A 24,357-nucleotide genomic window follows, 5' to 3' on the forward strand; every position below is an offset into this window, starting at 1 on the left:
GGTTATTCTCCTTGTGGCTTCTGCGACGGGTCTTCACCCGGTGTCAGGGTAAGAATGGTGCGGTTGCCTGGACGCAGATATTCCTTAACTGTGGCTTTAATCAGCTCTGGGGTCACAGCCTTGAAGTTGGCTTCCAGGTCGTTGATGCGGGCCGGATTGTCGTCAAACAAGGCAAAGCTGGCGAGCAAATCCAATTTGCCGAAACCATAAAAACCATCGATGTTGTCAAACAAGTCTGAACGCAGTTTGACCAGCGCGCGTTGCACATCTTTCTCGTCAATCGGCTGCTCGGCCAGCCTGGCGATAACGGCATCCACCGCGGCCAGTAATTCTTTCTCGCTGTGCTGTTCATCGTGAGTAAACGAACTCATCCATAACATGGGGCCGTTGTAATTAAACATGTTGCCGAGCAGGTAATTGATGCCACCGCCCACATCGCCGGTCATTTGCTTGTCTTTGACTAACTCCTGATGCAACAGGCTGTCATCACCTTGTACCAGCAACTGATCTATGATGCCCATAGCGTAATACTCAGGGGTATTGCGCGGCGGCATTTTGTAGGCAAATGCGAAAGCCGGCTTAGGTGCCAGGCGATCAAACTTGTTAAAGCGTTTCTCCTGTTCCTGACGCAACTCGGTCAGGTCTGGCTGGGCGGCTAATTCGGATGCCGGCAGATTACCAAAGTACTTGGTTATCATGGCCAGTGTTTCTTCCACATTAACGTCGCCAACTACCACTACAACGGCATTGTTGGGGGCGTAATACATATCGAAGAAAGCCTGCACGTCTTCCAGGGTGGCGGCGTCAAGATCGGCCAGGTCGCCGTAGAAGTTGTGAGCGTTATACCAGTTATTAAAGGCATACTGGGGCATATCCAGCCAGGGGAAGCCACCATAGGGCTGGTTAAGCACGTTAACTTTCACCTCATTCTTGACCACCCCTTGCTGGTTGGTCAGGTTCTCCTGTGTGATGGCCAGGCCTTTCATACGATCGGCTTCCGCCCAAAGCATGGTTTCCAGCTTATGGGCTGGCACGATCTCAAAGTAGTTGGTGTAGTCAAAACGGGTGGAGCCATTCAGCACACCACCGTTGTTTTGCACCAGACTGATAAACTCCATCTTGCCGAGGTTTTCAGAGCCTTGAAACATCATGTGTTCAAACAGGTGAGCAAAACCGGTTCTGTCTTTGGGTTCTATACGAAAACCGATGTTGTAGTAAACACCGACGGTGGCAATGGGGGCAGTATCATCGGGTGAGATAACCACTTTAAGGCCATTATCCAATTTGCTGTAGTGGACCGGCACGTTGAAACTGACTGGACTTGATGCTTCCGGGGCCTGTTTGGCCAGCTTATCAGCCAGTGCCTCGGTGCCCGTATCGGCGGGCTTGGGGCTGCAGCCGAGCATCGTCAATGCCGCAGCCAGTGCGACGACTTTGTATGACATGTTATTTCCCTTGCTTTAGTTGTTGTTGTCACACCGGTGTGGCTGGTGCCCTCCCACTATAACCAGCCATAGAAGGCCTAGCAATTGGCGAGGTAGTTAACAGGGGGGAGGGCAGTGAAAAAATTGTAAAAAAATTTTTTCTTTAAGAATCAAAGCTTATTACTGTCCAACTTGCAGGGGAGGGTGACGGTAGCAATCAAGCCACCTTGAGCATGATTGACCAGACTAATGCTGCCCAGATGCATATCTACAATACGTTTGATAATGGCCAGGCCTAACCCTGAGCCCAGGCTGCCTCGGGCTTTATCGCCCTGGGTGAAAGGTTGGAACAAGTTCTCTATTTGATCCTCAGGGATACCCGGGCCATGGTCGCGAACACTGAAACTCACTAATTTACGCTTTTTGTCGTAGCTGGAGGTGATTTCTATGTGTGGGCTGCCATATCGAAAGGCGTTTTCTATAAGGTTATCCATCACCCGTTTTATTGCCACTTTGCGCAGCTTCATGTCCGGTAACTCTGCCAGGCTCAGTGTTATGTGATGATTTTCTTCAATGTTCCGAACGCGCACCACATCATCAATCAAACTGTTAAGGTTTACTTTTTCCAGCTTTTCCTGCCGGTCTTGTCGTACGTAGTTAATAAACTGGTCAATGATATCGTTCATGTCCTCAATATCATGATTAATGCCGTCACGGATCCACTCTTGGTCGTCGGGTAACATTTCAGTGGCCAGTCTGATGCGGGTCAGTGGGGTACGAAGATCGTGGGATATACCCGCAGTAAGTAAAGCACGGTCATCTTCCAGTTGCTTGATACCCCGTGACATCTGGTTAAATGCCCGGGTTACCGCCATGATTTCGCTTGAACCCTCTTCTTTCAGCGGTGGCGGAAAATTACCTCTGGCCACGGCCATAGCCGCTTGTTGCAATGCTTGCAGTGGCTTATTCAAACGTCGCACAAAAAGCCATCCACCGGCCACGCTCAACACGCCTATCACCATCAGATAAATAGTCAGCGGGGAGATATCCGTTTCACCCAGCCCCTGCATGGGAATAGTTATCCATAAGTTGCGATCCTGCGGGGGATTTATCCAAAACAGGTAGGGAGCCCCCGGAGTAATACGTACATCGGCACTGCCTCCCAGTCGTTCCGACATTTGCTGCGATAAAGACAAATAATGCCTGGCTTGTTCTAAGCCTTGTTGGCGTGCCTCGGCTTCGCTCAGTATTTGAATGCCGGTGGCGGCAAAAAACTCTTCATGCAGGTTAGGATCCTGGTGATTCAGCCCCTCCAGAAAGATCACATTCACCTGATTGGCCAGCAAATGGTTGATTTGCTGGTAGGTCGGACGAATAAAGTAATAAGTGACCGACAGGTAGGATACCACCTGGTTTATAAGCAGCAGCATACCAATCAGTAGGACAGTCTGACCGAAGGCGCTTTTGGGCAGCAGACGCATGATTAAGGTACTAGATTAATTATTCTTCTTCTCACCGTCTGGTACGAACACATAACCTAACCCCCATACTGTTTGAATATAACGGGGATTGGCCGGGTCTTCTTCCAGCATACGACGCAGTCGTGAAACTTGCACATCAATGCTGCGTTCAAGAGCACTGTAGTCACGTCCACGCGCGAGGTTCATGAGTTTATCCCGCGACAGCGGCGTTCTGGGATGACTTACCAGCGATTTCAGCACGGCAAATTCACCACTGGTGAGAGTCATAGGCTGATCGCCAGATTTCATTTCCCGGGTGGCCAAATTCAAGCTGTATTTGCCAAATGTGACTATCTGTTCTTCTTGAGATGGTGCGCCTGGGGCTTCCGTGGTGCGGCGTCGCAGCACGGCTTTGATGCGCGCCAACAGTTCCCTGGGATTGAAAGGTTTGGGCAGGTAGTCGTCGGCTCCCATTTCCAAGCCGATAATACGATCAACTTCATCGCCTTTAGCGGTCAGCATAATAATGGGAATTTCATTTTCTTTCTGGCGCAAGCGTCGGCAAATCGATAAGCCGTCTTCACCAGGTAGCATCAGGTCCAACACCATCAGATGAAAGTTTTCCCGCTCTAATAAGCGGTCCATTTGTTCAGCATTGGCTGCGGTTCTGACCTGGTAACCTTGTTCTACCAGATAGCGCTCCAGCAGGCTGCGCAATCGCATATCATCATCTACTACCAGAACTTTCGGTGTTTCCTGTCCCATTTCTCTTTACCTAAGCAAGTCGGTCTGGTCAGCACATAGCACAAAGCTAACTGGGCCAACCTGACGTAATAACTGTCACTATAAGGTAAAGCATAAATAAATTAAAAGCTTGCATGCACAACAGGGACAGTTGTTACAAAGTTTGTGCTCGCAATCAGGCTGGCGCCTGATGATGGCTTTAGGCAGAATAGTGACATAGCAACAGAGATCGCCGCCAAGGCGGCGGTCAGATTTGGAGTAAAACATGCAAGCATCGGTTAAATGGCTGGACGGCTATCGTTTTGTTGGTACCTCTGACAGCGGTCACGCAGTGGTAATGGATGGTGACAAGCAAAGCGCCGCCAGCCCCATGGAAATGGTAATGATGGCGGCGGGTAGCTGTGCCTCCGTTGACGTGGTTAGCATTCTTAAAAAGGCCAAGCAGAAAGTCAGTGGTGTAGAGGTAAAGCTTAGCGGCGAGCGTGCTGACGCTGTGCCTGCGGTATTCACCAAATTGCATCTGCATTTTGTGGTTAGCGGCCAGGGCGTGAGTGAGAAGCATGTGGAGCGTGCGGTGAATTTGTCCGCCGAAAAATACTGCTCAGTGTCTATTATGCTGGGTAAGTCTGTTGAAGTGGGTCACAGCTTCGAAGTGGTAGAAGCAGAGTTCTGAGGAAGTCGGGCAGATGCAAAGACCTCGCATCTGCCTGTCTGATTTACTTTTCTGCCACCCAGTCCATCTGGAAACTGGCCCGGCGTTTTTTATCCATTAGCTCTTCAATCAGCGGGGATAGGATCAATTCCATGGCCAGGCCCATCTTGCCGCCGGGCACCACGATAGTATTGATTCTTGACATAAAGGCGCCGTCAATCATCTGCAGCAGGTAGGGATAATTGACGTTTCTCATCTCGCGACGGAACCGCACCACGACATAACTTTCATCATGGGATGGAATTTCTCTGGCGCTGAATGGGTTGGATGTATCCACTGTGGGAACGCGCTGAAAATTCACGTGGGTACGTGAAAACTGTGGGGTAATGTACTGAAAGTAGTCGTCCATACTACGCACAATGCTGCTCATAACCGCTTCGCGGGAATGGCCTCGATCAGTAGTATCCCGTACTATTTTTTGAATCCACTCCAGATTCACTATGGGCACCATGCCTACCAATAAATCCACATGTTTGGCAGCATCGGCCTCATCGGTGACAACCCCACCATGCAGTCCTTCATAGAACAGCAAATCGGTACTCTTAGGTAAGTCCTGCCAGGGAGTGAAAGTCCCCGGCATCTGATTAAAAGGTACCGCATCGTCAAAGCTGTGCAGATAATGACGGTACTTACCGGCACCCGTTTCGCCATATTCTTTAAACAGGCTTTCCAACAGTACAAAATCGTTGGCGCGGGGGCCGAAATAACTGATATGTCGCCCCTGTTCTTGCGCTTTGCGAATCTCAACTTCCATTTCCGGGCGGGTAAAACGGTGAAAACTGTCACCTTCCACAAACGCCGCGTTCAATCCCAGGTTTCGGAATATATGACGTATGGCATTAGTGGTGGTGGTGGTGCCAGCGCCGGATGAACCCGTAATGGCAATAATAGGGTGCTTTGCAGACATGATTCTGTTGGTTTGGAAACCGAACGCTATTTATAAGCAAGCTGGCATAGAGGGTCAAGGAGTTCCATAGACATAAGGATATGTGCAGCCGAGTTTCTTTCTCTTGAAAATTCCCTGACCACCCCCAAATACGGACTAATCTCATAGCATCGTCCGAGGGGCGGCTACAAATTCTTAAGGAGTCCGAGTGACTACGATAGTTTCAGTAAGACGCAATAATCAGGTGGTTATCGCTGGTGACGGGCAGGTTTCGCTGGGTAATACCGTGATGAAGGGCAATGCGCGCAAGGTGCGTCGTCTTTATCACAATAAAGTGCTGGCCGGTTTTGCCGGTGGTACGGCTGATGCTTTTACCTTGTTTGAACGTTTCGAGTCCAAGCTGGAACTTCACCAGGGGCATCTGATGCGTGCTGCCGTGGAGCTGGCCAAAGACTGGCGTACCGACCGTATGCTGCGCAAACTTGAAGCCCTGTTGGCCGTCGCAGATGAAACCGCTTCGTTGATCATCACGGGTAATGGTGATGTCTTACAACCAGAGATGGACTTGATTGCTATCGGCTCAGGTGGCCCCTTTGCACAAGCTGCGGCAACGGCATTGCTACAGAATACCGAGCTGAGTGCCCGTGACATCGCTGAGAAAAGTCTGACCATTGCCGGTGATATTTGTGTATTTACTAACCACAATCACACCATTGAGCAATTGGACTACTAATTTACCGGCATAACGGCCTTGTGTGAACAAAGGTCTTTATACCTCCGCGCCTGTCGGCGTAAAGAATGTTTAGATTGAAAAAGGTTTATCCATGTCGGAAATGACCCCCAGAGAGATAGTCCACGAGCTGGACCGCCATATTATCGGCCAACAAGGCGCCAAACGCGCCGTGGCTATTGCCTTGCGTAATCGCTGGCGTCGTATGCAACTGAATGAAGAGCTACGCCATGAAGTGACACCCAAGAATATCCTGATGATAGGTCCAACCGGAGTGGGTAAGACCGAAATTGCCCGTCGTTTGGCAAAGCTTGCTAATGCGCCATTTATCAAAGTGGAAGCCACCAAGTTTACCGAGGTTGGCTATGTAGGTAAGGAAGTGGAAACCATTATCCGTGACCTGGCCGATATCGCGGTAAAGATGACCAAGGAACAGGAAATGTCCAAGGTTCGTTATCGCGCTGAAGAAGCTGCCGAAGAACGTATTCTGGATGCCTTGTTGCCGCGCCCCGAAAATGTCTGGGGTGAGCGAGAAGAAGGTCAGGATAAGGGTACGCGTCAGGCCTTCCGTAAGAAACTGCGTGAAGGGCAACTAGACGACAAAGAAATTGATATTGATGTTGCATTGCCGCAGATGGGCGTGGAAATCATGGCGCCGCCGGGAATGGAAGAAATGACCAATCAGCTGCAGAGCATGTTCCAGAACTTGTCTGGCACCCAGAAAAAGAAGAAAAAGCTTAAGGTTAAAGAAGCATTCAAGCTGCTGATTGAAGAAGAGGCTGCCCGCCTGGTGAATCAGGAGGATTTGAAAGAGAAGGCCTTATTTAATGTTGAGCAGCACGGCATAGTGTTTATCGACGAGATCGACAAGATTTGTAAGCGTGAGAATACCAGCGGTGCCGACGTGTCCCGCGAAGGTGTTCAGCGTGATTTGCTACCCTTAGTGGAAGGCTCAACGGTCAGCACTAAGCATGGCATGGTGAAAACCGACCATATTCTGTTTATTGCCTCTGGTGCATTTCAGATGGCTAAGCCTTCTGATTTGATCCCTGAGCTACAAGGGCGTTTGCCTATCCGTGTTGAGCTAAGTGCACTGACAGCCAATGACTTTATTCGCATCCTGACCGAGCCAAACGCCTCATTGACCGAGCAATATGTGGAGCTGATGCGAACCGAAGGCGTGGATGTTGAATTCACTCAGGATGGTATCGAGCGCATTGCCCAGGCTGCATGGCAAGTTAATGAGCGCACTGAAAACATAGGCGCAAGACGTTTGCATACCGTGATGGAAAAGCTGATGGAGGAGATTTCCTTCTCCGCCTCCGAAAAGCAGGGTGAGAAGCTGCTGATTGATGCGGACTACGTTAAAGGCCACCTGGATAGTTTGGTGGAAGACGAAGATCTCAGTCGTTTTATTCTCTGATAAATAGGGCCTGCGGGCCCTTTTTTATTGGTGCCGTAATGTGACTCGTAAGTCGACCTTACGCCATACCGCTACGATAAATAGTGCATGCAGGTTAATTAACAGGATTAGCCCCCACTCTATGGCGTTTTCCAGCCGTTTGTACTGTGCTCCCAACGCAGCATCTAGTGCCAGTGATATAAGGGCTAACACCAGTATCAGGGTGCTGAGCATAAGTAAATGGCGGCCTTGGACTTGGGTTGCGGCCTTTCTTTGCAGGCTGGCTGAAAGCAGTAACTGGCAGATAAACGTCAGGCCAAGGTAGCTGATAACGCCAATACGTCTCAAAAGGTAAGGTATGTTGCCGTCATGACCAAGGCTCAGTGTATAGATTACCAAGGCCAGGCTTGCCAGACTGCCGAGCCAGCCGATCAAAACGGATGCTTTAGTTGTCTGGTTGTTTAGCCACCACTGATTAATCCACCAGAATAAGGCAAGCAAGACCATGGCAGTCAGCATTCCACCTTTGAACACAAAATAGGCTAGGCCATGCCGGCCTGTGGCACTGATACTGTGACAATCCAGCCAATATGGATTGCACCATTCCAGCTTGTTTTCGCTGAAGCTTAGCAGTAGGCACAGATGTATGGTGAATAGTGGTAGTAGGGCTATCAGCAAACCCAATGGGTAAAGCCGGTGAGTCGCCGGTTTAGGCGCACACACGATTGCGACCAAGATCCTTGGCCTGATACAAACGATTGTCGGCTTCTACCAGCATACTGTGCCCCAAATCGCTGTCGAGTTTGTCGCTGATACCAAAGCTGATGGTGACTTGTAGGTCTTTGGCCAGCTTTTCCCATGGCCAGGCCTCAACTTTAGCACGCACACGGTCCACTAAGCCTTCGGCTTGATGTTTGTCGGTATGGGCCATAAGAATGACAAATTCTTCACCGCCGTAGCGCGCCAGAATATCAGCTTCGCGAATTTCTTCCTGCATCAGTGCCGCGACCTGCTTAAGCACGGCATCACCGATTTGATGGGAATATCTGTCATTAATCTGTTTGAAGTTGTCGATATCGCCAAGCGCCAGGGCCAGGGTGTCCTGGTAGCGGATGGCTTGGTGATGGAGCATGCGAAACTGCTGATTGAAGTAGCGACGGTTATGCAGACCCGTCAGTTCATCGCGTAGGGACAACTCTTGTAAGGCTTCCGCCTGTGCCTTGATCGTTTCATTGGATGCTTTGAGCTCAGCGTAAGTATTGCTTAGCTCCTGGGCCATACGATTAAACTCTCTGGCCAGTAACGCTACTTCATCTTTTCCAGCCACTTGCACCCGCTGGTTGAGGTTACCTTTACTCATTTCTATGGCTGCGCGTGTCAATGCGCGCATATGCTTTACCAATTGGCTACCCATAGTCAGACTGAGTAACAAGGTGACAGCTAAGCCTGCCGCCGCACCAATCAGCATACTGCGGCTTTGAATCATCAGATAAGATTTATCTTGCTCGGTGAGGGGCAATTCTCCACCGCTCAACGCATAGCCAACCAATTCTCCGCCAGACCACAAGGGCGTAGCTTGCTGCAATTGTTCAGTAGTGAGCTGCTGGCCTAACTCATATTCAAAAAAAGGTAGAAAGATGTAGCCTTGCTGATCCGCTAACACAAAGCGAAAGTTATCTGCCAGAGAGCTAGCTGGTGGGTTTGGATGCGGCGGACGTCTTCCTGGCGGCGGTAAATTACGTGCTGGACGACTGCTCAGATACTGATTAATCAGCAAAGCAGACTGTAGGCCTCCCCATTCACCATGTTCCTGACGAAATTCTTCAATGGCGAGCACAAAACGTTTGAAATGTACGTCCTTTGCTTCGCTGATAAAGCGTTGTTCCAGTAACCAGGGAGTAATAAGGGCCATAACACTAATAGCGGCCAAACTGGTGATCAGCATGGATAACGTTAACTTAGTGCGTAATGAATTCAGCAATGGCTTCTCCTGAAAATCCTTGTCCTAGCGATGTTTATCCCTTGGGTTTACACCCCATCGCCCCTGGCTATGGCTGCTAGCTGGCATGATAGAACAATTTTCTGGCAAATACAGCGCAAAGGTCTCACCGCCCGTTTAATTCATCTTGTAAATGCATTTTTTTTTGGAAACTTTTGCCAATCGTGCTATATCGCAGCACAATTTAAGCAAGCACAAAGCCTTTGGCTTAAATCCAGGATAAATACATGATTACACTAGGCTGGAGGGAGTGGGGCGGTTTACCCCAACTGGGCATCGAACAAATTAAAATGAAAGTTGACAGTGGCGCTAAAACGTCTTGTCTGCATGCCTTTGCGTTAACGCCTTTTGAGCGGGACGGTGAGACGTGGATTCGCATTCATTTGCATCCCGTTCAGGACAATAACGACATTGAGCATGTCTGTGAAGCCAAGTTGATAGACAGGCGTAGGGTGCGTGATTCCGGTGGCCATGAAGAAGAACGCTTCGTGGTGGAAACTGAGTTGGAAATGGCAGGGCAGCGATTCCCTATAGAACTGACGCTGACCAACCGTGACTCCATGCGTTTTCGTATGCTACTGGGGCGGCAAGCCATGTGTTCACGCTTCGTTGTTGATCCCCAGGCTTCTTATTTGCTCGGCCAGCCACAAAGCTGAAGATCATCACAGGGAACATCATCTCATTCATTTGAAAAAGGAACTCGTGGCTGCCACACTGATGCCTTTGTCGGGCTAGGCGCCTGTTTCTGGTGATTGGGATTTCAACAGCATTTAAGGTCCGGGCCTGTGACCATGCGCAGGTACGGGTCATATTCACTTTTACAAGGTTTCGTACCATGAGAATCGCCGTTCTTTCGCGTAACAACAGTCTGTATTCCACCAGGCGCCTAAAAGAAGCCGGTGAAGCAAGGGGGCACGAGGTGCACGTTATCGACCCCCTGAAATGCTACATGAACATCAATATGCAAAGTTCCTCAGTGCATATCAAAGGCAAGGAGCTGCCAGAATTTGATGCCATCATTCCACGCATTGGCGCTTCCATCACTTTCTATGGAACGGCGGTGTTACGGCAGTTTGAAATGATGGGTGTATACCCTGTCAACGAATCAGTTGCTATCAGCCGCAGCCGTGACAAGCTGCGCTCTTTGCAATTGCTTTCGCGCAAAGGTATTGGCCTGCCTATAACCGGTTTTGCTAACCAGGCCAGTAATATCCCTGACCTGATTGAAATGGTGGGCGGTGCACCGCTGGTAATCAAGTTGCTCGAAGGTACACAAGGTATAGGTGTGGTGCTGGCGGAGACTCGTAAGGCAGCCGAAAGTGTTATCGAAGCCTTTATGGGCCTCAAAGCCGACATAATGGTGCAGGAATACATCAAAGAAGCGGGCGGTGCCGACATTCGTTGCTTTGTGATTGGCGATAAAGTCATTGCTGCAATGAAGCGTCAGGCTAAGCCGGGTGAGTTTCGCTCCAATCTGCACCGGGGTGGAAGTGCTTCTATAATTCGTCTGACTCCAGAGGAGCGCAGTACTGCGGTTCGTGCCGCCAGAACTATGGGCTTGAATGTGGCCGGTGTGGACATTCTGCGCTCCAATCATGGCCCTGTGGTGATGGAAGTGAACTCTTCCCCCGGTTTGGAAGGGATAGAAACCGCCACGGGTAAGAATGTCGCTGACAAAATTATCGAGTTTATTGAAAAGAACGCCAAAGCGCATGCCACTCGTACCCGGGGTAAGGGCTAATGGCCAGACAGGCGGCATTTGAGCTGGCTGAGCAACGCATTCCCGCTGGCACACAGCGGGCGATTAAGTTACCGGCTGCCCGTTTATATAACGATACCCCCATGGATCTGCATGTGGAAGTGTTACATGGGCTTAAACCCGGACCAACGCTTTTGGTCTGTGCAGCTATTCATGGGGATGAGTTGAACGGCATAGACATATGCCGCCGTCTGATTAAGAAAGTTAACCCCAAGCGTCTCAATGGTACCCTGATGGTGGTGCCCATAGTGAATGTCTTCGGCTTTATCCAGCAAACTCGCTATTTGCCGGATAGACGCGATCTCAACCGCTGTTTTCCCGGTTCCCAGCGTGGTGCGCTGGGTAGCAGGCTGGCGCATTTGTTTTATAGTCAATTATTGCAGCGTGCCACCCATCTGATTGATTTACACACCGGGGCAATCCACCGAAGCAATTTGCCCCAAGTGCGCACCGACATTCAGGATCCCATTGCCCTGCAAATGGCAGAGGAGTTTCACGCACCGCTGATTCTGCATGCCAGAGAAAGAGATGGATCGTTGCGCTCTTGTGCCTCTGAACTCGGGGTTCATTCTATTTTGTATGAGGCTGGAGAAGCGCTGCGCTTCGATGAGGCATCCATCCGAACCGGGTTGAATGGCATTCTTAATGTGATGAAGTATTTGGGCATGTCGACCCGTCGCGGCAGCCGTAAGAAGTTTGAACCCATGGTAGGCAACAGCAGCCAATGGGTGCGCAACGAGATGGATGGCCTGATTATTACTAAGGTGCGATTAGGCGAGCTGGTTAGCAAGAACCAGGTATTGGCCTATTCCACCAGCCCTTATGGTGAGGCTGAAGTTGCGATACGTTCCCCCCATGACGGTGTGATTATTGGTATGTCTAATATCCCTATTGCCAATGAAGGGGAGGCCTTATTCCATGTTGCCAAGTTTGATCCTGACCTGATTGACCAGGCCGGCGAAATAGTTGATGCCTTTATCGAAGATTTTGAGCCTCGGGTGTTGTAAGCAGTCAGGTCAATTTTCTCGCCAGTTTAGCAGCAGGTTCAGCTTGATAACTATTTAAGCGCTGCTGCAACCGTTCTGGAAAACTGACCTGTTGCCAAAGCTGCGCGCAAATTGAGTGGGTGTCGTGCCATTTTCCTGCCAGCAACCAGTCGACCAGTAATTGCGGATCGCTCGGAAAAGCAATTGGCTCGGCAGGCGGTAATTCCAACCAAGTTTCCACCTCTTCGACATCCAGACTGGACATACTTTGGCATAAGCCCAATTGTTCCAGGGTCAGTATGTTTGATAGTTGTTCAAATTGACCGTGCAGTGGTTTGAGAAGCAACTTTTTGCCCAGTTTCAGGCACTCGCTGGATAATTCAAAACCACCATTGGCAATGACGCCGCTTGCTACACGTAAGGCTTGGTGAAAGTCCTGTTTGCTGGTGCGTCGCCATTTGATATGGCCCTGCTCATTGTCTTCGTTAAGATCAGGGTGGAAGCAGACAAAATTCACCTCGCTTAGAGGATCGAGAAATTGCGCGATGTCCTGCAAAGATTCAAACGGCAGATACACCAATACATGCTCCGCCCCTGAGTCAGGTATATATTCGTCTTCAATAAAGGGCGGCATGATGGCATGGCCGAAATGGTGCCAATGTACGCCCAACTGCACATCAGAGGGGGCGAAGTATTTGAGTACCTGACGATTCATCCAATTATCACCCTGTGTGGGTATAGGATAACGAAAGGCATCTTGGTGGCTGATGGAAATACAGGGTACTTTCTGACGTCGCGCTGCCCAGGCGCTGATAGGTTCAAAATCGTTGATTACCAGGTCGTAACCGTTGAGATCCAGCGACATCACATCCCGAACAAAGCGAACCGGGCGGAAGGCTTTGATGGTTTGCCAAATATCAACCGCGCCCTGCTGATGGACAAAGGTAAAACCCTGGCGGGTTTGATATTGTCCAAACACCTGCATATCAAAATAGCGGTCCTGTTCCCGTCCGGAAAACAAGTAATCAACCTGGACATCATCTCGTTGGCCAAAGGCTTTCGCCATCACTCGGGCTCGGGTGGTGTGTCCGTTACCTGTGCCTTGCACACCGTAGAGTATTTTCATATTGGCTTCCTTTTTCCTGACGGCAGTAAGCCAAGGAACAAATTGTACTTGTGCATTAGTTTCTCAGGCAGGCTAATTGGCAAAACAGCGTGAATCAATTCTAGGCTAGCAAAGACAAGCTAAACACGGAAATGGTCATGCCCAGGCAAATACCGGCGAGGATGTCACTGGGATAATGAACTCCCAACAATACCCGAGACAAACCGATAGTGCTGGCCCAGGCATACACTGGCAATGCAAAGAGCGGGTAATAGTGAGCCACTAGCGACGCCATTAAAAAGGCGGCGGCAGTATGACCGGATGGCAAACTAAACTTATCCGAAGGGGAAATGTGAGCGTTGAAGTTGCGCAGCAAATCGCAAGGCCGGGTGCGTTTGAACAGCTTCTTCAATACCACGTAAATGGGTAATTCAAGTGCATAAGCAAGCAACGCCGAATACAGAAACAAATCACCATGAGTAGGTTCGAAGAACCACAGTACTAAACCCAGCGTCAGGTACAAGTGTCCGTCACCAGTACGGGATATCCAGCGAATCGGCGCACAGTTTCTGCCGGCCGTTTTATTGAACAGCCAGTAGAATAGTTGGGTGTCAGCGCGGGCAAATAAGTTCATAACCATAAACCTTGCTCATTTGCCAGCCAATCCTAAGAACCATATGTGAATAAAAGGTGACATTTGCAAGAAGACTTGATGACATAAGCCAAAGCTGGCCATTTTAGCCTTTCCAGCCCTTCCTGTTCCATCCCGCCGCTTTCGGATGGACAGCCCCGAAACAGTCTTAGTATACTGGGCTGCAACCCACTCAATGCAGATGGAACCCTCATGGAATACAACACTTCTGAGCTATGTGACCTGTTCGCCGATAATGTCGACGTCGTAGAGCCCATGTTCGTTAATTACGGTGGTCGCCGTTCATATGGCGGAGCCATTACCACTATCAAGTGTTTCGAGGACAAAGGGCTGATTGAAAAAGTCCTGCAGCAGCCTGGCAAAGGTAAAGTGCTGCTGGTGGATGGCGGTGGCTCGCTGCGTCGTGCGCTAATTGATGCCAATACCGCTCAGCTGGCCCTGGAAAACGAATGGGAAGGCATCGTTTGTTACGGCAGTGTGCGTGATGTCGACACTCTGGAAGATCTGGATATCGGTGTGCATGCATTGGCATCTATGCCGGTTTCAGCCGATTATGAGCAAATCGGTGAAGTGGATATCGCAGTTAATTTTGGCGGTGTGACCTTTTTGCCAGAAGATCATCTGTATGCCGATAGCACCGGCATCATCCTCTCTCCTGAGCCACTGGACATAGAATAATTCGACCATGTCTGTTCGCTATCTGGGTGCTGAGGGTATTGCTCAACTAACTCATGCCAGACCGGGAGAAACTAAGCTTGGTCAGGTGGTTCGTAGCATGGAAGACTTGGCTTATTATGACCAGGCTAAAGCCGCTGGGTGCCGATTTGCCCTGATTGGTGTACCTGAGCAAATCGGGCCAATGGCCAATTGCGGTAAAGGCGGAGCCCATCAAGGCTGGCAGGCATTTTTGTCCATTTTTTTAAACCTGCAGGCCAATACTTATCTGCCTGGCGATGATATTTTGCTGGTGGGTGAGTTGGATTGTTGCGATTTACCCGTAAGCGAGGATATCGCCACATTAAGAGCCCAGTGCGAGGAAGCGGACAAACGCCTGGTTGCTGCGCTCAAGCCGATTTTTGCTGCAGGTCTGGTACCTATTTTGATAGGCGGCGGACACAACAATGCTTACGGTTTGATTCGTGCCTGCAGTGAAACGCGCGGTGAGCCGCTGGCGGCAGCCAATCTAGATCCTCATAGTGATTTTCGCCGCATGGAAGGGCGACACAGTGGCAATCCTTTTCGCTATGCCCATCACCAAGGCTATTTATCCCATTACGCGGTATTAGGATTGCATGAGCAGAAGAACTCCCGCGACGCTCTGGATGCACTGGAAGCTTTAGGATTCCCCTGGTTCAGTATTCAGCAGTTAAAGTGGCGTCGGGAACTTAGCATTGAACAGGCTCTGTCGCAGGTCAGCGATTATCTACAAACCTCAAGGCGACCTGTTGGACTGGAGCTGGATCTGGATGCGGTTAGCGAGCTTCCCACCAGTGCGGTCACCTTTGCCGGTATGTCTTTGGACGATGCGTTGTATTACGTGCATCGTCTGGCGTTATTACCGCGCTTGCAGTATCTGCATCTGGCGGAAGGCGCGCCGCAACGCCATCCTGCCGGTCTGGAAGCGGGAAATCGCGTGGTAGGTCAAGCCTTGAGTGAATTGGTTTGTACCTTTATCAAAGCCCGCTACCGCGCCTGATTTTTCTCTTCAGCGGTTAGGCTGGCCGCCGTACCTTAAAAAATGCTGCATAGAGTACCGGCACCACGCCTAGTGTAAGAATGGTGCCGATACCCAACCCAAAGGCAATTACACTGGCCATGCCGTGAAACAGCGGATCCTTGCCAATAATCAGCGGCAACAACCCCATAATGGTGGTAATAGTGGTCATGGCGATGGGACGCAGGCGGGTCAAGCTGGCATCCACTATGGATTGGTAATCAGATTTACCTTCGGCCTTTTCAATATCAATCCGGTCGATCAATACAATCGCATTGTTGATTACTATACCTGCCAGACTATACAGACCCAATGTGACCATAAAGCCAAAGGGTGCGCCAGTGACAAACAAACCCAGCACAGCGCCGATAAAGGCCAGAGGAATGGTTAATACAATCACCAACGAGCGGCGGAACGAATTAAACTGCATCACCAGCAGAATCAGGATCAACCCCAGCACCATGGGCATATTGGCTTTCAAGGCCTTTTGCGCATCGGCCGACTCGGTAATGACGCCGTCATACTCAATATGGTGGTTAATGGGCAGATCGTCTGCCAGTGCCTGTAATTGCGGGTCAACAATACGTTTTAGGTCTTCCGCGGCCATGTGAATATTACGGGCTTCGATGCTCACCGTACGGAACATATCTTCCCGATGAATAATAGAATACTGATTGACCGGGGCGAAGTCGGCCACCTGAAATAGCGGTACGGCCAGGCCGGTTTTTTCCGAATACACGTTCAGGGTACGCAGTCTGTCCAGATTGCTACGTTCGGCATCAGCGGCCCGCAGCATAACCGGGATAATATCGTCACCTTCGCGAAACTCTGTGACGACGGCGCCGGAAAAATAGCCTTGCAATGCCGTGGCGATATCGCTTGAGGTCAGACCGGCGCGCCTCGCCCGGTGCTGGTCAACCTGCACTTCAATCTTAATAATACGGTTTTCCCAGTTGCTGCGAACGTCAATGGTATTGGGGATGTCGCTGAGCAAGGCCATAATTTGTTCGGCCTTGGCATAAATGATGTTTTCATCAGGCCCTTTTACCTGAATCTTTATAATGCTGGAGTCTGACGGGCCGAGGAACATTTTTTTGACCCGGGCAGATACATTCGGAAAGGCCATCTCCAAGGCTTTGTCCATTTCTAGTGTGAAGCTCGACAGATCTACACCCTCATTTACATTGAGCACGATAAAGCCTTTGTTTTCTGCCGGATCTTCAGGGTTGAGGGACAACACAAAGCGGGGACCACTAAAACCCACATAACCAGAATAACTGTCTATAACAGATTGATATTGCTCTTGTTCCAGCCAGGTAAAGATCTCCCGCATCTGCCGGTCGGTTTCCCGTGAGGAGGTGCCCTTAGGTAAATCAATGTTGACCAGAATCTGGGTGCGGTCTGAATCAGGGAAAAATTGCTTTGGCACCAATTTCATACTGACAATCGCCAGAATTAACAGGGCAAACATACTGGCCATAAACACCAGTTTGTGTGCCATCACCCAATGCAGAAAGCACTCATAACGGAGCATCCATTTACTCTTTTCTACTACCGTACGATTTTGTGTCACATTGACAAAAAAGTAGCACAGGGTCGGAGTCACACAGAGGGCCAGTATCCAACTGCTGAGCAAGGTAACCAGAATGACCAGCGAGATAGAGCGGGTGTATTCGCCGGCGACGTGATCGGCCAGCATCAGCGGCAGGAAGAAAAAAACTGTAGTGGCTGACGAGCTAAGTAGCGGCAGGGCTAATTCCTTACCGCCCTTGCACATTGCCGCAAAACGTTCCTCACCCTCTTCCAGGCGGCGTTTGAAGTCTTCGGCGATAACTATGCCGTTATCTACTAGCAAGCCTAAAGCGATGATCAGGGTGGCCAGGCTCATTCTTTCCAGTTTAATCCCGGAAAATTGCATTACCGACAGCGTAATCAGCATTACAAAGGGCACAATAGTGCCAACAATCAGACCCGTGCGAACACCCAGGAATAACACTACCACCATCAGTACAATGGCTAACGTCTGTAGCACGTTGACCGACACACCATGCACGGTCTTTTCCACCTGTTCAGCCTGATAAGTGGCAATATCCAGTTTATAGCCAATCGGCAGGTTGGCCTCCAGGGCATGAATACGCTCCAGCATGCGCGGCGCGTAGTCGAGAATGTTGTAGCCAGGCAGCATGGAAATGGCAAAGAAAATGGCCGGTGTACCGTTAAAGTAAGCCAGTTTATCCGGTGGGTCGATGAAGCCACGCTGGAGTTCCACAATGTCGGTCAGGGCAATGTAGTCCTCGGTGCCTGGAATGCTCATATGGGTATTGGCAATATCCTCCAACGAACTGAAGTTACCCGAAGGTTCGATCACAAAGCTGCTACGACCGGTATCCACCTGGCCACCGGGGCTGATTATGTTTTGATTTTGCAGCTCGGCAATTAAGGCGCGCGGGGAGATGCCCAACTGCGAGAGCCTGGCATTGGAGACCTGTAGGTAAACCCGCTCTTCCTGATGTCCAAGAATCTCCACCTTTTTGGTGCCTTCTTCGCCGTACAAGGTGTCACGGATATGTTTGGCGGCATCGTACATTTCGCCCATACCAAAGCCGTCGGCAGTCAGTGCAAGGGTAATAACCGACACGTCACCGAATTCATCATTGATGTGTGAAGGGTAGGTACCATCTGGCAGGTGGCGCTGCGCTTGCTGCACTTTGTTACGCAAATCCTGCCAGATATTGTCCAGATTGAAGTACCTGTCGTAAATCTTTACGTGAATAATCGACAGACCGGTGGATGACGACGAGCTGAGCTTTTTTACCTCCGGAATTTTGCGGATCTCTTCCTCAAGTCGTTTGGTGATCAACTGTTCAACCCGTTCCGGTGCCATGCCCGGATACGCCGTGCTGACAATGGCTTCCCGAATAGTGATGGTCGGGTCTTCCTGTGCTGGCAGGGTAAAGTAGGCCATCAGGCCGTTTATCAGCAGCAGCGCCAGCACCATCATCACGGATTTGCGATAGGTAAAGGAAACAGACGTCAGGTTCATACCACAAGCCTCAGTTGAACTGACGAATTTGCTTGTCCAGCAGGCTAACCTGCTGACCATCGCGCAAGAAAGCTACCCCGGCGGTGGCAACGATTTCACCTTCCTTAACCCCCTTGGAAATATATACCTCGTTATTGATGATATTCTCCGTTTGCACGACGCGCTTGAAGACTTTTTGTTGGGTAGGGTCATACACAAACAGATAAACTTGTTTTCCGGTGTCAGCCGCAATGGCCGACACCGGCACCCTAAGGCTAGGGCCGGTGAATCCGCTGCGGCCGCTGCCAAGAAAGGTAATATCTACCTCAGCAGTCATACCGGCACGTAGTCGGCTATCGTGTTCATTGAGCAGAATAACAGTGGGGAAGGCGTTGGCGGCTTCGGCTCTGGTGCCTATTTCACTGACCTTGCCGGATAAGATCAGGCCGGGTAATACCGGAAAACGTACTGGTAGCGACATACCATTGTGCAGTTCCTGAATGATGGTTTCAGGTACCATCAGTCTGACCTCCAAACCGTGTTCGCCTTCAATTTCAAACACGGTCTGTCCGGCACTGATCTGTTGAGAGGGTTCAATTAGACGTTTGGTAATTATGCCGTCGTAGGGGGCAAGCAACACACTGTCGTGGAGGTTTTTCCGGGCGATATCCAACTGGGCCTGGGCAACACCCACGGCACTGCGGCTGGACTCAAAGGCAGCCTTGGCATTATCAAACCCCGACTTGGATACTACTCCTTGCTCCACCAGCTCGGCGTAACGTTTATATTCGTTTTCCGCTTCGGTCAGATTCGCGCTGGCCTGCTCGAGGGTGGCCTGTGCCGATTGACGGCTGAGGTTAAAACTGCGCTGATTCAGTCTGGCCAGTTCCTGGCCTTGTTTAACGCTTTCGCCCAGATTGACCTGCACTGCTTCTATCTTGCCGCTTACTTCAAAACTCAGACTGGCAGCTTCTACGGGTGCCATAGTGCCGGACAATCTGCGCACTTGCTTAAGGGGAGAGGCGGATACCTCGGTCCAGGCAATAGGACGAATTAAGCGGTGCTCGCTTTTGTCATTGTCTTTACAAGCGAACAGGGTCAACAGGGGCAACAGTAAAACAAAAAATCGCAGCATAGCGGCATCCTATAGTCCAATGCGTGCAAATGATAAAGAATCTTAATCAAATCTAAATGAATTTCGGGTCAGTAAGGAATTTAGTCTTATTTTGCTCACCTAGCCAAGGAAAAAGGAGGTAGAGCGACTCAGGAGACAAAGCCGAGGAGTAGTTATCTGCCCATCCATCCCTGGACATTGCCGACGAATATGCCCTACAACGTCGGCATACCGTTCTTCCCTGAACATAAAAAACCCGCACAAGGCGGGTTTTTCTGATTAGTCGGCGCTTCTGGAGGCACGCTTACGGTCATTTTCCGTCAGCAGCTTTTTACGCAGACGGATATGGTTAGGCGTTACTTCAACCAGCTCGTCGTCGTCGATAAATTCCAGTGCCCTTTCCAGTGTCATACGTACTGGTGGCGTCAGGGTCAGTGCTTCATCGGTACCAGCGGCACGGATGTTGGTCAGCTGCTTACCTTTCAGACAGTTAACTGTCAGATCGTTATCGCGGCTGTGAATACCGATGATCTGGCCTTCGTACACTTCCACACCATGACCGATAAACAAACGACCACGTTCCTGCAGGTTAAACAGGGCGTAGGCCAGGGCCTTACCTTTACCATTGGAGATCAGTACACCGTTGTTACGCTGACCGATACGACCACCGGCATGCGGTCCATATTCCAGGAAGGTGTGATACATCAAACCAGTACCTGAGGTCAGGGTCATAAAGTCGGTCTGGAAGCCGATCAAACCGCGGCTGGGTACCACGAAGTCGATACGTACACGGCCTTTACCATCGGGGTTCATGTCGCGCATTTCTGCTTTGCGCAAACCTAGTTGCTCCATAATGGAACCCTGGTTTTCTTCCTCGATATCTACAGTCAGCGTCTCGTAGGGCTCAAGTAGCTGCTCGCCTTCCTTACGCAGAATAACTTCGGGGCGAGATACGGCCAGCTCATAGCCTTCACGACGCATGTTCTCGATCAAAACGCCCAAGTGCAGTTCGCCACGACCAGAGACACGGAACTTATCCGGGTCAGCGGTTTCTTCCACACGCAGGGCAACGTTGTGCTTCAGCTCGGTCTGCAGTCTTTCCAGAATCTGGCGTGAGGTAACAAATTTACCGTCCTGACCGGCAAACGGTGAGGTGTTGACCTGGAAGGTCATAGTTACCGTTGGCTCATCTACCGTCAGAGGTGGCAGGGCTTCAACCGTATCAGCGGCACAGATAGTGTCAGAGATCTTAAGCTCACCCAAGCCACTGATAGCGACAATGTCACCGGCACTGGCGGTCTCGGTTTCATAACGGTCCAGACCCAGATAACCGAATACCTGGCCAACTTTGCCGTTACGCTTCTTACCATCAGCACCCACTACAGTGACTTGCTGGTTAACTTTAACCTGACCGCGCTTGATACGGCCTATACCTATGATGCCCAGGTAGCTGGAGTAATCCAACTGGGAAATCTGCATCTGCAAAGCGCCTTCCGGGTCGGCTTTGGGCGGAGATACTTTGTCAACGATGGCCTGATACAGTGCTTCCATGTCTGTGGCTTGTTCGTTTTCATCCAAGCTTGCCCAGCCTTGTAAGGCAGACGCATAGACAACAGGGAAATCCAGCTGCTCGTCGGTCGCACCCAGGTTATCAAACAGGTCAAAAACCTGATCCATAACCCAGTCTGGGCGCGCACCAGGACGGTCGATCTTGTTGATAACCAGAATCGGGTTTAGTCCGTGGGCGAAAGCCTTTTGGGTTACAAAGCGCGTTTGCGGCATGGGGCCATCAACGGCGTCAACCAGCAATAAAACTGAATCGGCCATAGACAGAACTCGCTCAACTTCACCACCAAAGTCGGCGTGTCCAGGGGTGTCCAGGATGTTGATACGGTAGTCTTTCCAATTAATGGCAGTGTTTTTCGCCAGAATAGTGATGCCACGCTCTTTTTCCAGGGCGTTGGAATCCATGACGCGTTCGTCAGTGCCCTTGCGGTTGTCCAGCGTACCGGATTGTTGCAAAAGTTTGTCAACCAGGGTGGTTTTCCCGTGGTCAACGTGGGCAATAATGGCAATGTTCCTCAATTTATCCAGTGAGGTTTGTTGTGAACTCATCTGATTCTCTCTTGGTGGCGTGGAGCGGATGTGGTCATCCTATACGGGCAGTGTCCTCTGAGTTTATTTCATCCAGACGACACTAGCTGGGTTTTTAAGCCGGTTTTGCCGGTTTTTTCACCCAATGCCTTTTTTCAGGCGGCGGATTGTACAGTTTTCTCAAGGATTTTGCGATGACACATTGAGATTTTTCGCTAGCCAACTGGATTTGAGCTACTTTTAGGTGCATCTTGCTGGAGTGCTCTGCGCACATTTGGTGCGTTGCTGCACCAAATTGGTGCTTTTGATGCGCTAAGTTGGCTCGATTTCATGGCAATATGCTTCAAAGGCTGCATAACTACTGAGGACTGCAACTTGGCATGAAACTGGCTTTTGTTGCATCAACAAAGTTCGACTTATCCGCAGACTACTGAATCTGCGTTTTGAATATCAACCTGGAGGACATAATGTCAGTAGAAAAGGCACTGGACCTGATCAAAGAAAGTGAAGCCAAGTTTGTTGACCTGCGTTTTACCGATACCAAAGGAAAAGAGCAGCACGTTACTATTCCTGCTGCCCTGGTGGACGAGGAGTTCTTCGAAGAAGGTAAGATGTTCGACGGCTCATCTATTGCCGGTTGGAAAGGCATTAATGACTCCGATATGGTGTTGATGCCAGATGCTGCCAGCGCAGTATTAGATCCTTTCGCTGAAGAAACACAAATCAACATCCGCTGCGACATTTATGAGCCAGCGACTATGCAAGGCTATGATCGTGACCCACGCTCTATTGCCCGTCGTGCGGAAGAATACCTGAAATCTACTGGCATCGGTGACACCGTTCTGATGGGTCCTGAGCCAGAGTTCTTCATGTTTGACGATATCCGTTTCCACACTGACATGGCCGGTTCTTTCTATGAAATCGACTCTATGGAAGCCAAGTGGAACTCAGGTGTTGAGTTTGAAGGCGGTAACAAAGGTCACCGTCCTGGCGTGAAAGGCGGCTATTTCCCTGTTCCTCCTGTCGATTCTGCACATGATATCCGTGCAGCCATGTGTTTGGTAATGGAAGAAATGGGTCTGTCTATCGAAGCGCACCACCATGAAGTGGCAACCGCTGGTCAGAACGAAATCGCCTGTCGTTTCAATACCATGGTGTTGAAAGCTGACGAAGTGCAAATCTACAAGTACGTAGTACACAACGTTGCTGACGCATACGGCAAAACCGCTACCTTTATGCCTAAGCCACTGGTAGGTGACAATGGTTCTGGTATGCACGTACACCAGTCAATTGCTAAAGATGGCAAGAACATCTTCGCCGGCGACAAGTACGCAGGTCTGTCTGAAGAAGCGCTGTACTACATTGGCGGTATCATCAAGCACGCCCGCGCACTGAATGCGTTCACTAACCCAACTACCAACTCTTACAAGCGTTTGGTACCAGGATATGAAGCGCCTGTTATGCTGGCTTACTCTGCACGTAACCGCAGTGCGTCTATCCGTATCCCTCACGTACCAAGCGTGAAAGGTCGTCGTATCGAAGTACGTTTCCCTGACCCGGCTGCTAACCCTTACCTGTCCTTTGCGGCTATGCTGATGGCCGGTCTGGACGGTATCAAGAACAAGATCCACCCTGGCGACGCCATGGACAAAGACTTGTACGACCTGCCGCCAGAAGAAGCGAAAGACATCCCAACCGTCGCCCACAGCCTGGAGATGGCCTTGGATGCGCTGGACGCTGACCGTGACTTCCTGAAAGAAGGCGGCGTAATGTCTGACGACATGATCGATGCGTATATCGCTATCAAGCGCTTGGAAGTGGAAAAGCTGGCCATGACCACGCACCCGGTAGAGTTCGATATGTACTACAGCGTGTAAGTCTTACTTACCATAACAAGCCCGCCTTTGTGCGGGCTTTTTTGTTGCCGCTGCTCGGGCTAAACTGGTGAAGTATGATCTAGATGAATGGCAACTATTTTGGGGATCTGATGAGACTAAGCTGGCTATTCACCCTATTTGCCCTGTCGGCACAAAGTGCCACTTTGTATAAAGTGGTGCAAGCTGACGGTACCGTTGTGTATACCGACCGACCTGTTGCGGGTGCGGTACCTGTTGCACTGCCAAATGCCAACACCTCACAGTCCCTTGCGCCGAAGCAGGTCACCAAACCCACCGCCCCATCTAAACCGGATGTAAATTACAACATCAGTATCCTTTCCCCCGCTCATGAGGAGACCATTCGTAACAATCAGGGTGAAGTTAAGGTCAGCGCCAGCATTGAGCCAAAGGCGGTTGGTCTGTTTCAGTTGGTCTTAAACGGCCAAGTTTTGGCAACGGGGGCCTCACCGCAATTTGTTGTGCAGGGGGTGCCGCGCGGTGAACATCAACTTGAAGTTCGTTTAGTGTCGAAATCGGGCAAGATCCTTGCATCATCTCCTACCAGAGTCTTTTACCTGCACCAGGCGTCTGTCTTGAACCGGTCAGGTTAAGGCATCCAAATCACGCTGCGGCCACTAACGCATTAAAATAATGCGTGTCTTTGATGTTTTGCACTA

At 50.3% G+C, this 24,357-nt stretch carries 21 protein-coding genes; 10 read left to right on the plus strand and 11 right to left on the minus strand.

Annotation, left to right across the window (positions count from 1 at the left end; translation table 11 throughout):
• Positions 1 to 2: 2 nt before the first annotated feature.
• The 3 genes from J0A65_RS04860 to ompR form a co-directional block, all read right to left on the minus strand.
• Complete coding sequence (locus J0A65_RS04860; protein ID WP_206593003.1) at positions 3 to 1,445, minus strand: M16 family metallopeptidase; 1,443 nt, start codon at positions 1,443 to 1,445, stop codon at positions 3 to 5.
• A 149-nt stretch (positions 1,446 to 1,594) separates the two neighbouring features.
• A complete protein-coding gene (gene envZ, locus J0A65_RS04865) occupies positions 1,595 to 2,905 on the minus strand; it encodes a two-component system sensor histidine kinase EnvZ (protein WP_206593004.1) in 1,311 nt (436 codons plus the stop codon).
• Between the two features lie 15 nt (positions 2,906 to 2,920).
• The gene (gene ompR / locus J0A65_RS04870) at positions 2,921 to 3,649 is read right to left on the minus strand and encodes an osmolarity response regulator transcription factor OmpR (protein WP_206593005.1); all 729 of its coding nucleotides are present in this window, start codon (positions 3,647 to 3,649) and stop codon (positions 2,921 to 2,923) included.
• 244 nt (positions 3,650 to 3,893) lie between these two features.
• Between ompR and J0A65_RS04875 the strand changes: the two genes are divergently transcribed.
• Positions 3,894 to 4,301, plus strand: a complete 408-nt coding sequence (locus tag J0A65_RS04875) for an OsmC family protein (protein WP_206593006.1) — start codon at positions 3,894 to 3,896, stop codon at positions 4,299 to 4,301.
• A 43-nt stretch (positions 4,302 to 4,344) separates the two neighbouring features.
• Here the strand turns inward: J0A65_RS04875 and J0A65_RS04880 are convergent, their stop codons facing one another.
• Positions 4,345 to 5,247: a phosphoribulokinase gene (locus tag J0A65_RS04880; protein ID WP_206593007.1), complete on the minus strand. Its 903-nt coding sequence runs from the start codon at positions 5,245 to 5,247 to the stop codon at positions 4,345 to 4,347.
• 187 nt (positions 5,248 to 5,434) lie between these two features.
• Between J0A65_RS04880 and hslV the strand changes: the two genes are divergently transcribed.
• Together hslV and hslU are read left to right on the plus strand one after the other, a co-directional pair.
• On the plus strand, positions 5,435 to 5,959 hold the full coding sequence (hslV, locus tag J0A65_RS04885; protein WP_206593008.1) for an ATP-dependent protease subunit HslV: 525 nt from the start codon (positions 5,435 to 5,437) through the stop codon (positions 5,957 to 5,959).
• A gap of 91 nt (positions 5,960 to 6,050) precedes the next feature.
• Positions 6,051 to 7,379: an HslU--HslV peptidase ATPase subunit gene (hslU, locus tag J0A65_RS04890; protein WP_206593009.1), complete on the plus strand. Its 1,329-nt coding sequence runs from the start codon at positions 6,051 to 6,053 to the stop codon at positions 7,377 to 7,379.
• Positions 7,380 to 7,403: 24 nt separating this feature from the next.
• On the opposite strand, the gene J0A65_RS04895 is transcribed toward hslU, so the two are convergent.
• Together J0A65_RS04895 and J0A65_RS04900 are read right to left on the minus strand one after the other, a co-directional pair.
• Positions 7,404 to 8,081: a hypothetical protein gene (locus tag J0A65_RS04895; RefSeq protein ID WP_206593010.1), complete on the minus strand. Its 678-nt coding sequence runs from the start codon at positions 8,079 to 8,081 to the stop codon at positions 7,404 to 7,406.
• The gene (locus J0A65_RS04900) at positions 8,068 to 9,339 is read right to left on the minus strand and encodes a diguanylate cyclase (protein ID WP_206593011.1); all 1,272 of its coding nucleotides are present in this window, start codon (positions 9,337 to 9,339) and stop codon (positions 8,068 to 8,070) included. Before J0A65_RS04900 ends, J0A65_RS04895 begins: the two co-directional genes overlap by 14 nt.
• Before the next feature lie 245 nt (positions 9,340 to 9,584).
• Here J0A65_RS04900 and J0A65_RS04905 point away from each other — a divergent pair, with 245 nt between their 5' ends.
• The 3 genes from J0A65_RS04905 (at position 9,585) to J0A65_RS04915 (ending at position 12,123) form a co-directional block, all read left to right on the plus strand.
• Entirely contained in the window at positions 9,585 to 10,013 is a 429-nt protein-coding gene (locus tag J0A65_RS04905) for an ATP-dependent zinc protease family protein (protein WP_206593012.1), read from the plus strand.
• A gap of 179 nt (positions 10,014 to 10,192) precedes the next feature.
• Positions 10,193 to 11,098, plus strand: coding sequence for a 30S ribosomal protein S6--L-glutamate ligase (rimK, locus tag J0A65_RS04910; protein WP_206593013.1), 906 nt, complete (start codon positions 10,193 to 10,195; stop codon positions 11,096 to 11,098).
• On the plus strand, positions 11,098 to 12,123 hold the full coding sequence (locus tag J0A65_RS04915) for a succinylglutamate desuccinylase/aspartoacylase family protein (protein WP_206593014.1): 1,026 nt from the start codon (positions 11,098 to 11,100) through the stop codon (positions 12,121 to 12,123). Before rimK ends, J0A65_RS04915 begins: the two co-directional genes overlap by 1 nt.
• 4 nt (positions 12,124 to 12,127) lie before the next feature.
• Here J0A65_RS04915 and J0A65_RS04920 read toward each other — a convergent pair whose 3' ends face one another.
• Complete coding sequence (locus J0A65_RS04920; RefSeq protein WP_206593015.1) at positions 12,128 to 13,228, minus strand: MJ1255/VC2487 family glycosyltransferase; 1,101 nt, start codon at positions 13,226 to 13,228, stop codon at positions 12,128 to 12,130.
• Between the two features lie 100 nt (positions 13,229 to 13,328).
• On the minus strand, positions 13,329 to 13,841 hold the full coding sequence (locus J0A65_RS04925) for a phosphatase PAP2 family protein (protein WP_416135297.1): 513 nt from the start codon (positions 13,839 to 13,841) through the stop codon (positions 13,329 to 13,331).
• A gap of 210 nt (positions 13,842 to 14,051) precedes the next feature.
• Here J0A65_RS04925 and rraA point away from each other — a divergent pair, with 210 nt between their 5' ends.
• Both rraA and J0A65_RS04935 read left to right on the plus strand, forming a co-directional pair.
• Positions 14,052 to 14,537, plus strand: coding sequence for a ribonuclease E activity regulator RraA (gene rraA / locus J0A65_RS04930; RefSeq protein ID WP_206593017.1), 486 nt, complete (start codon positions 14,052 to 14,054; stop codon positions 14,535 to 14,537).
• 7 nt (positions 14,538 to 14,544) lie between these two features.
• A complete protein-coding gene (locus J0A65_RS04935; protein ID WP_206593018.1) occupies positions 14,545 to 15,555 on the plus strand; it encodes a formimidoylglutamase in 1,011 nt (336 codons plus the stop codon).
• A gap of 16 nt (positions 15,556 to 15,571) precedes the next feature.
• Here J0A65_RS04935 and J0A65_RS04940 read toward each other — a convergent pair whose 3' ends face one another.
• From J0A65_RS04940 to typA, 3 genes are all read right to left on the minus strand, one after another.
• Positions 15,572 to 18,616: an efflux RND transporter permease subunit gene (locus J0A65_RS04940; RefSeq protein ID WP_206593019.1), complete on the minus strand. Its 3,045-nt coding sequence runs from the start codon at positions 18,614 to 18,616 to the stop codon at positions 15,572 to 15,574.
• A 10-nt stretch (positions 18,617 to 18,626) separates the two neighbouring features.
• Entirely contained in the window at positions 18,627 to 19,730 is a 1,104-nt protein-coding gene (locus J0A65_RS04945) for an efflux RND transporter periplasmic adaptor subunit (RefSeq protein WP_206593020.1), read from the minus strand.
• A 258-nt stretch (positions 19,731 to 19,988) separates the two neighbouring features.
• The gene (typA, locus tag J0A65_RS04950) at positions 19,989 to 21,824 is read right to left on the minus strand and encodes a translational GTPase TypA (protein WP_206593021.1); all 1,836 of its coding nucleotides are present in this window, start codon (positions 21,822 to 21,824) and stop codon (positions 19,989 to 19,991) included.
• Positions 21,825 to 22,270: 446 nt separating this feature from the next.
• On the opposite strand from typA, the gene glnA reads away from it, so the two are divergent.
• Complete coding sequence (glnA, locus tag J0A65_RS04955; RefSeq protein WP_206593022.1) at positions 22,271 to 23,680, plus strand: glutamate--ammonia ligase; 1,410 nt, start codon at positions 22,271 to 22,273, stop codon at positions 23,678 to 23,680.
• A 110-nt stretch (positions 23,681 to 23,790) separates the two neighbouring features.
• Positions 23,791 to 24,291: a DUF4124 domain-containing protein gene (locus tag J0A65_RS04960; protein WP_206593023.1), complete on the plus strand. Its 501-nt coding sequence runs from the start codon at positions 23,791 to 23,793 to the stop codon at positions 24,289 to 24,291.
• The last annotated feature ends 66 nt before the right edge of the window (positions 24,292 to 24,357 follow it).

The organism is Bowmanella yangjiangensis (assembly GCF_017255015.1).
Classification (GTDB): Bacteria; Pseudomonadota; Gammaproteobacteria; order Enterobacterales; family Alteromonadaceae; genus Bowmanella; species Bowmanella yangjiangensis.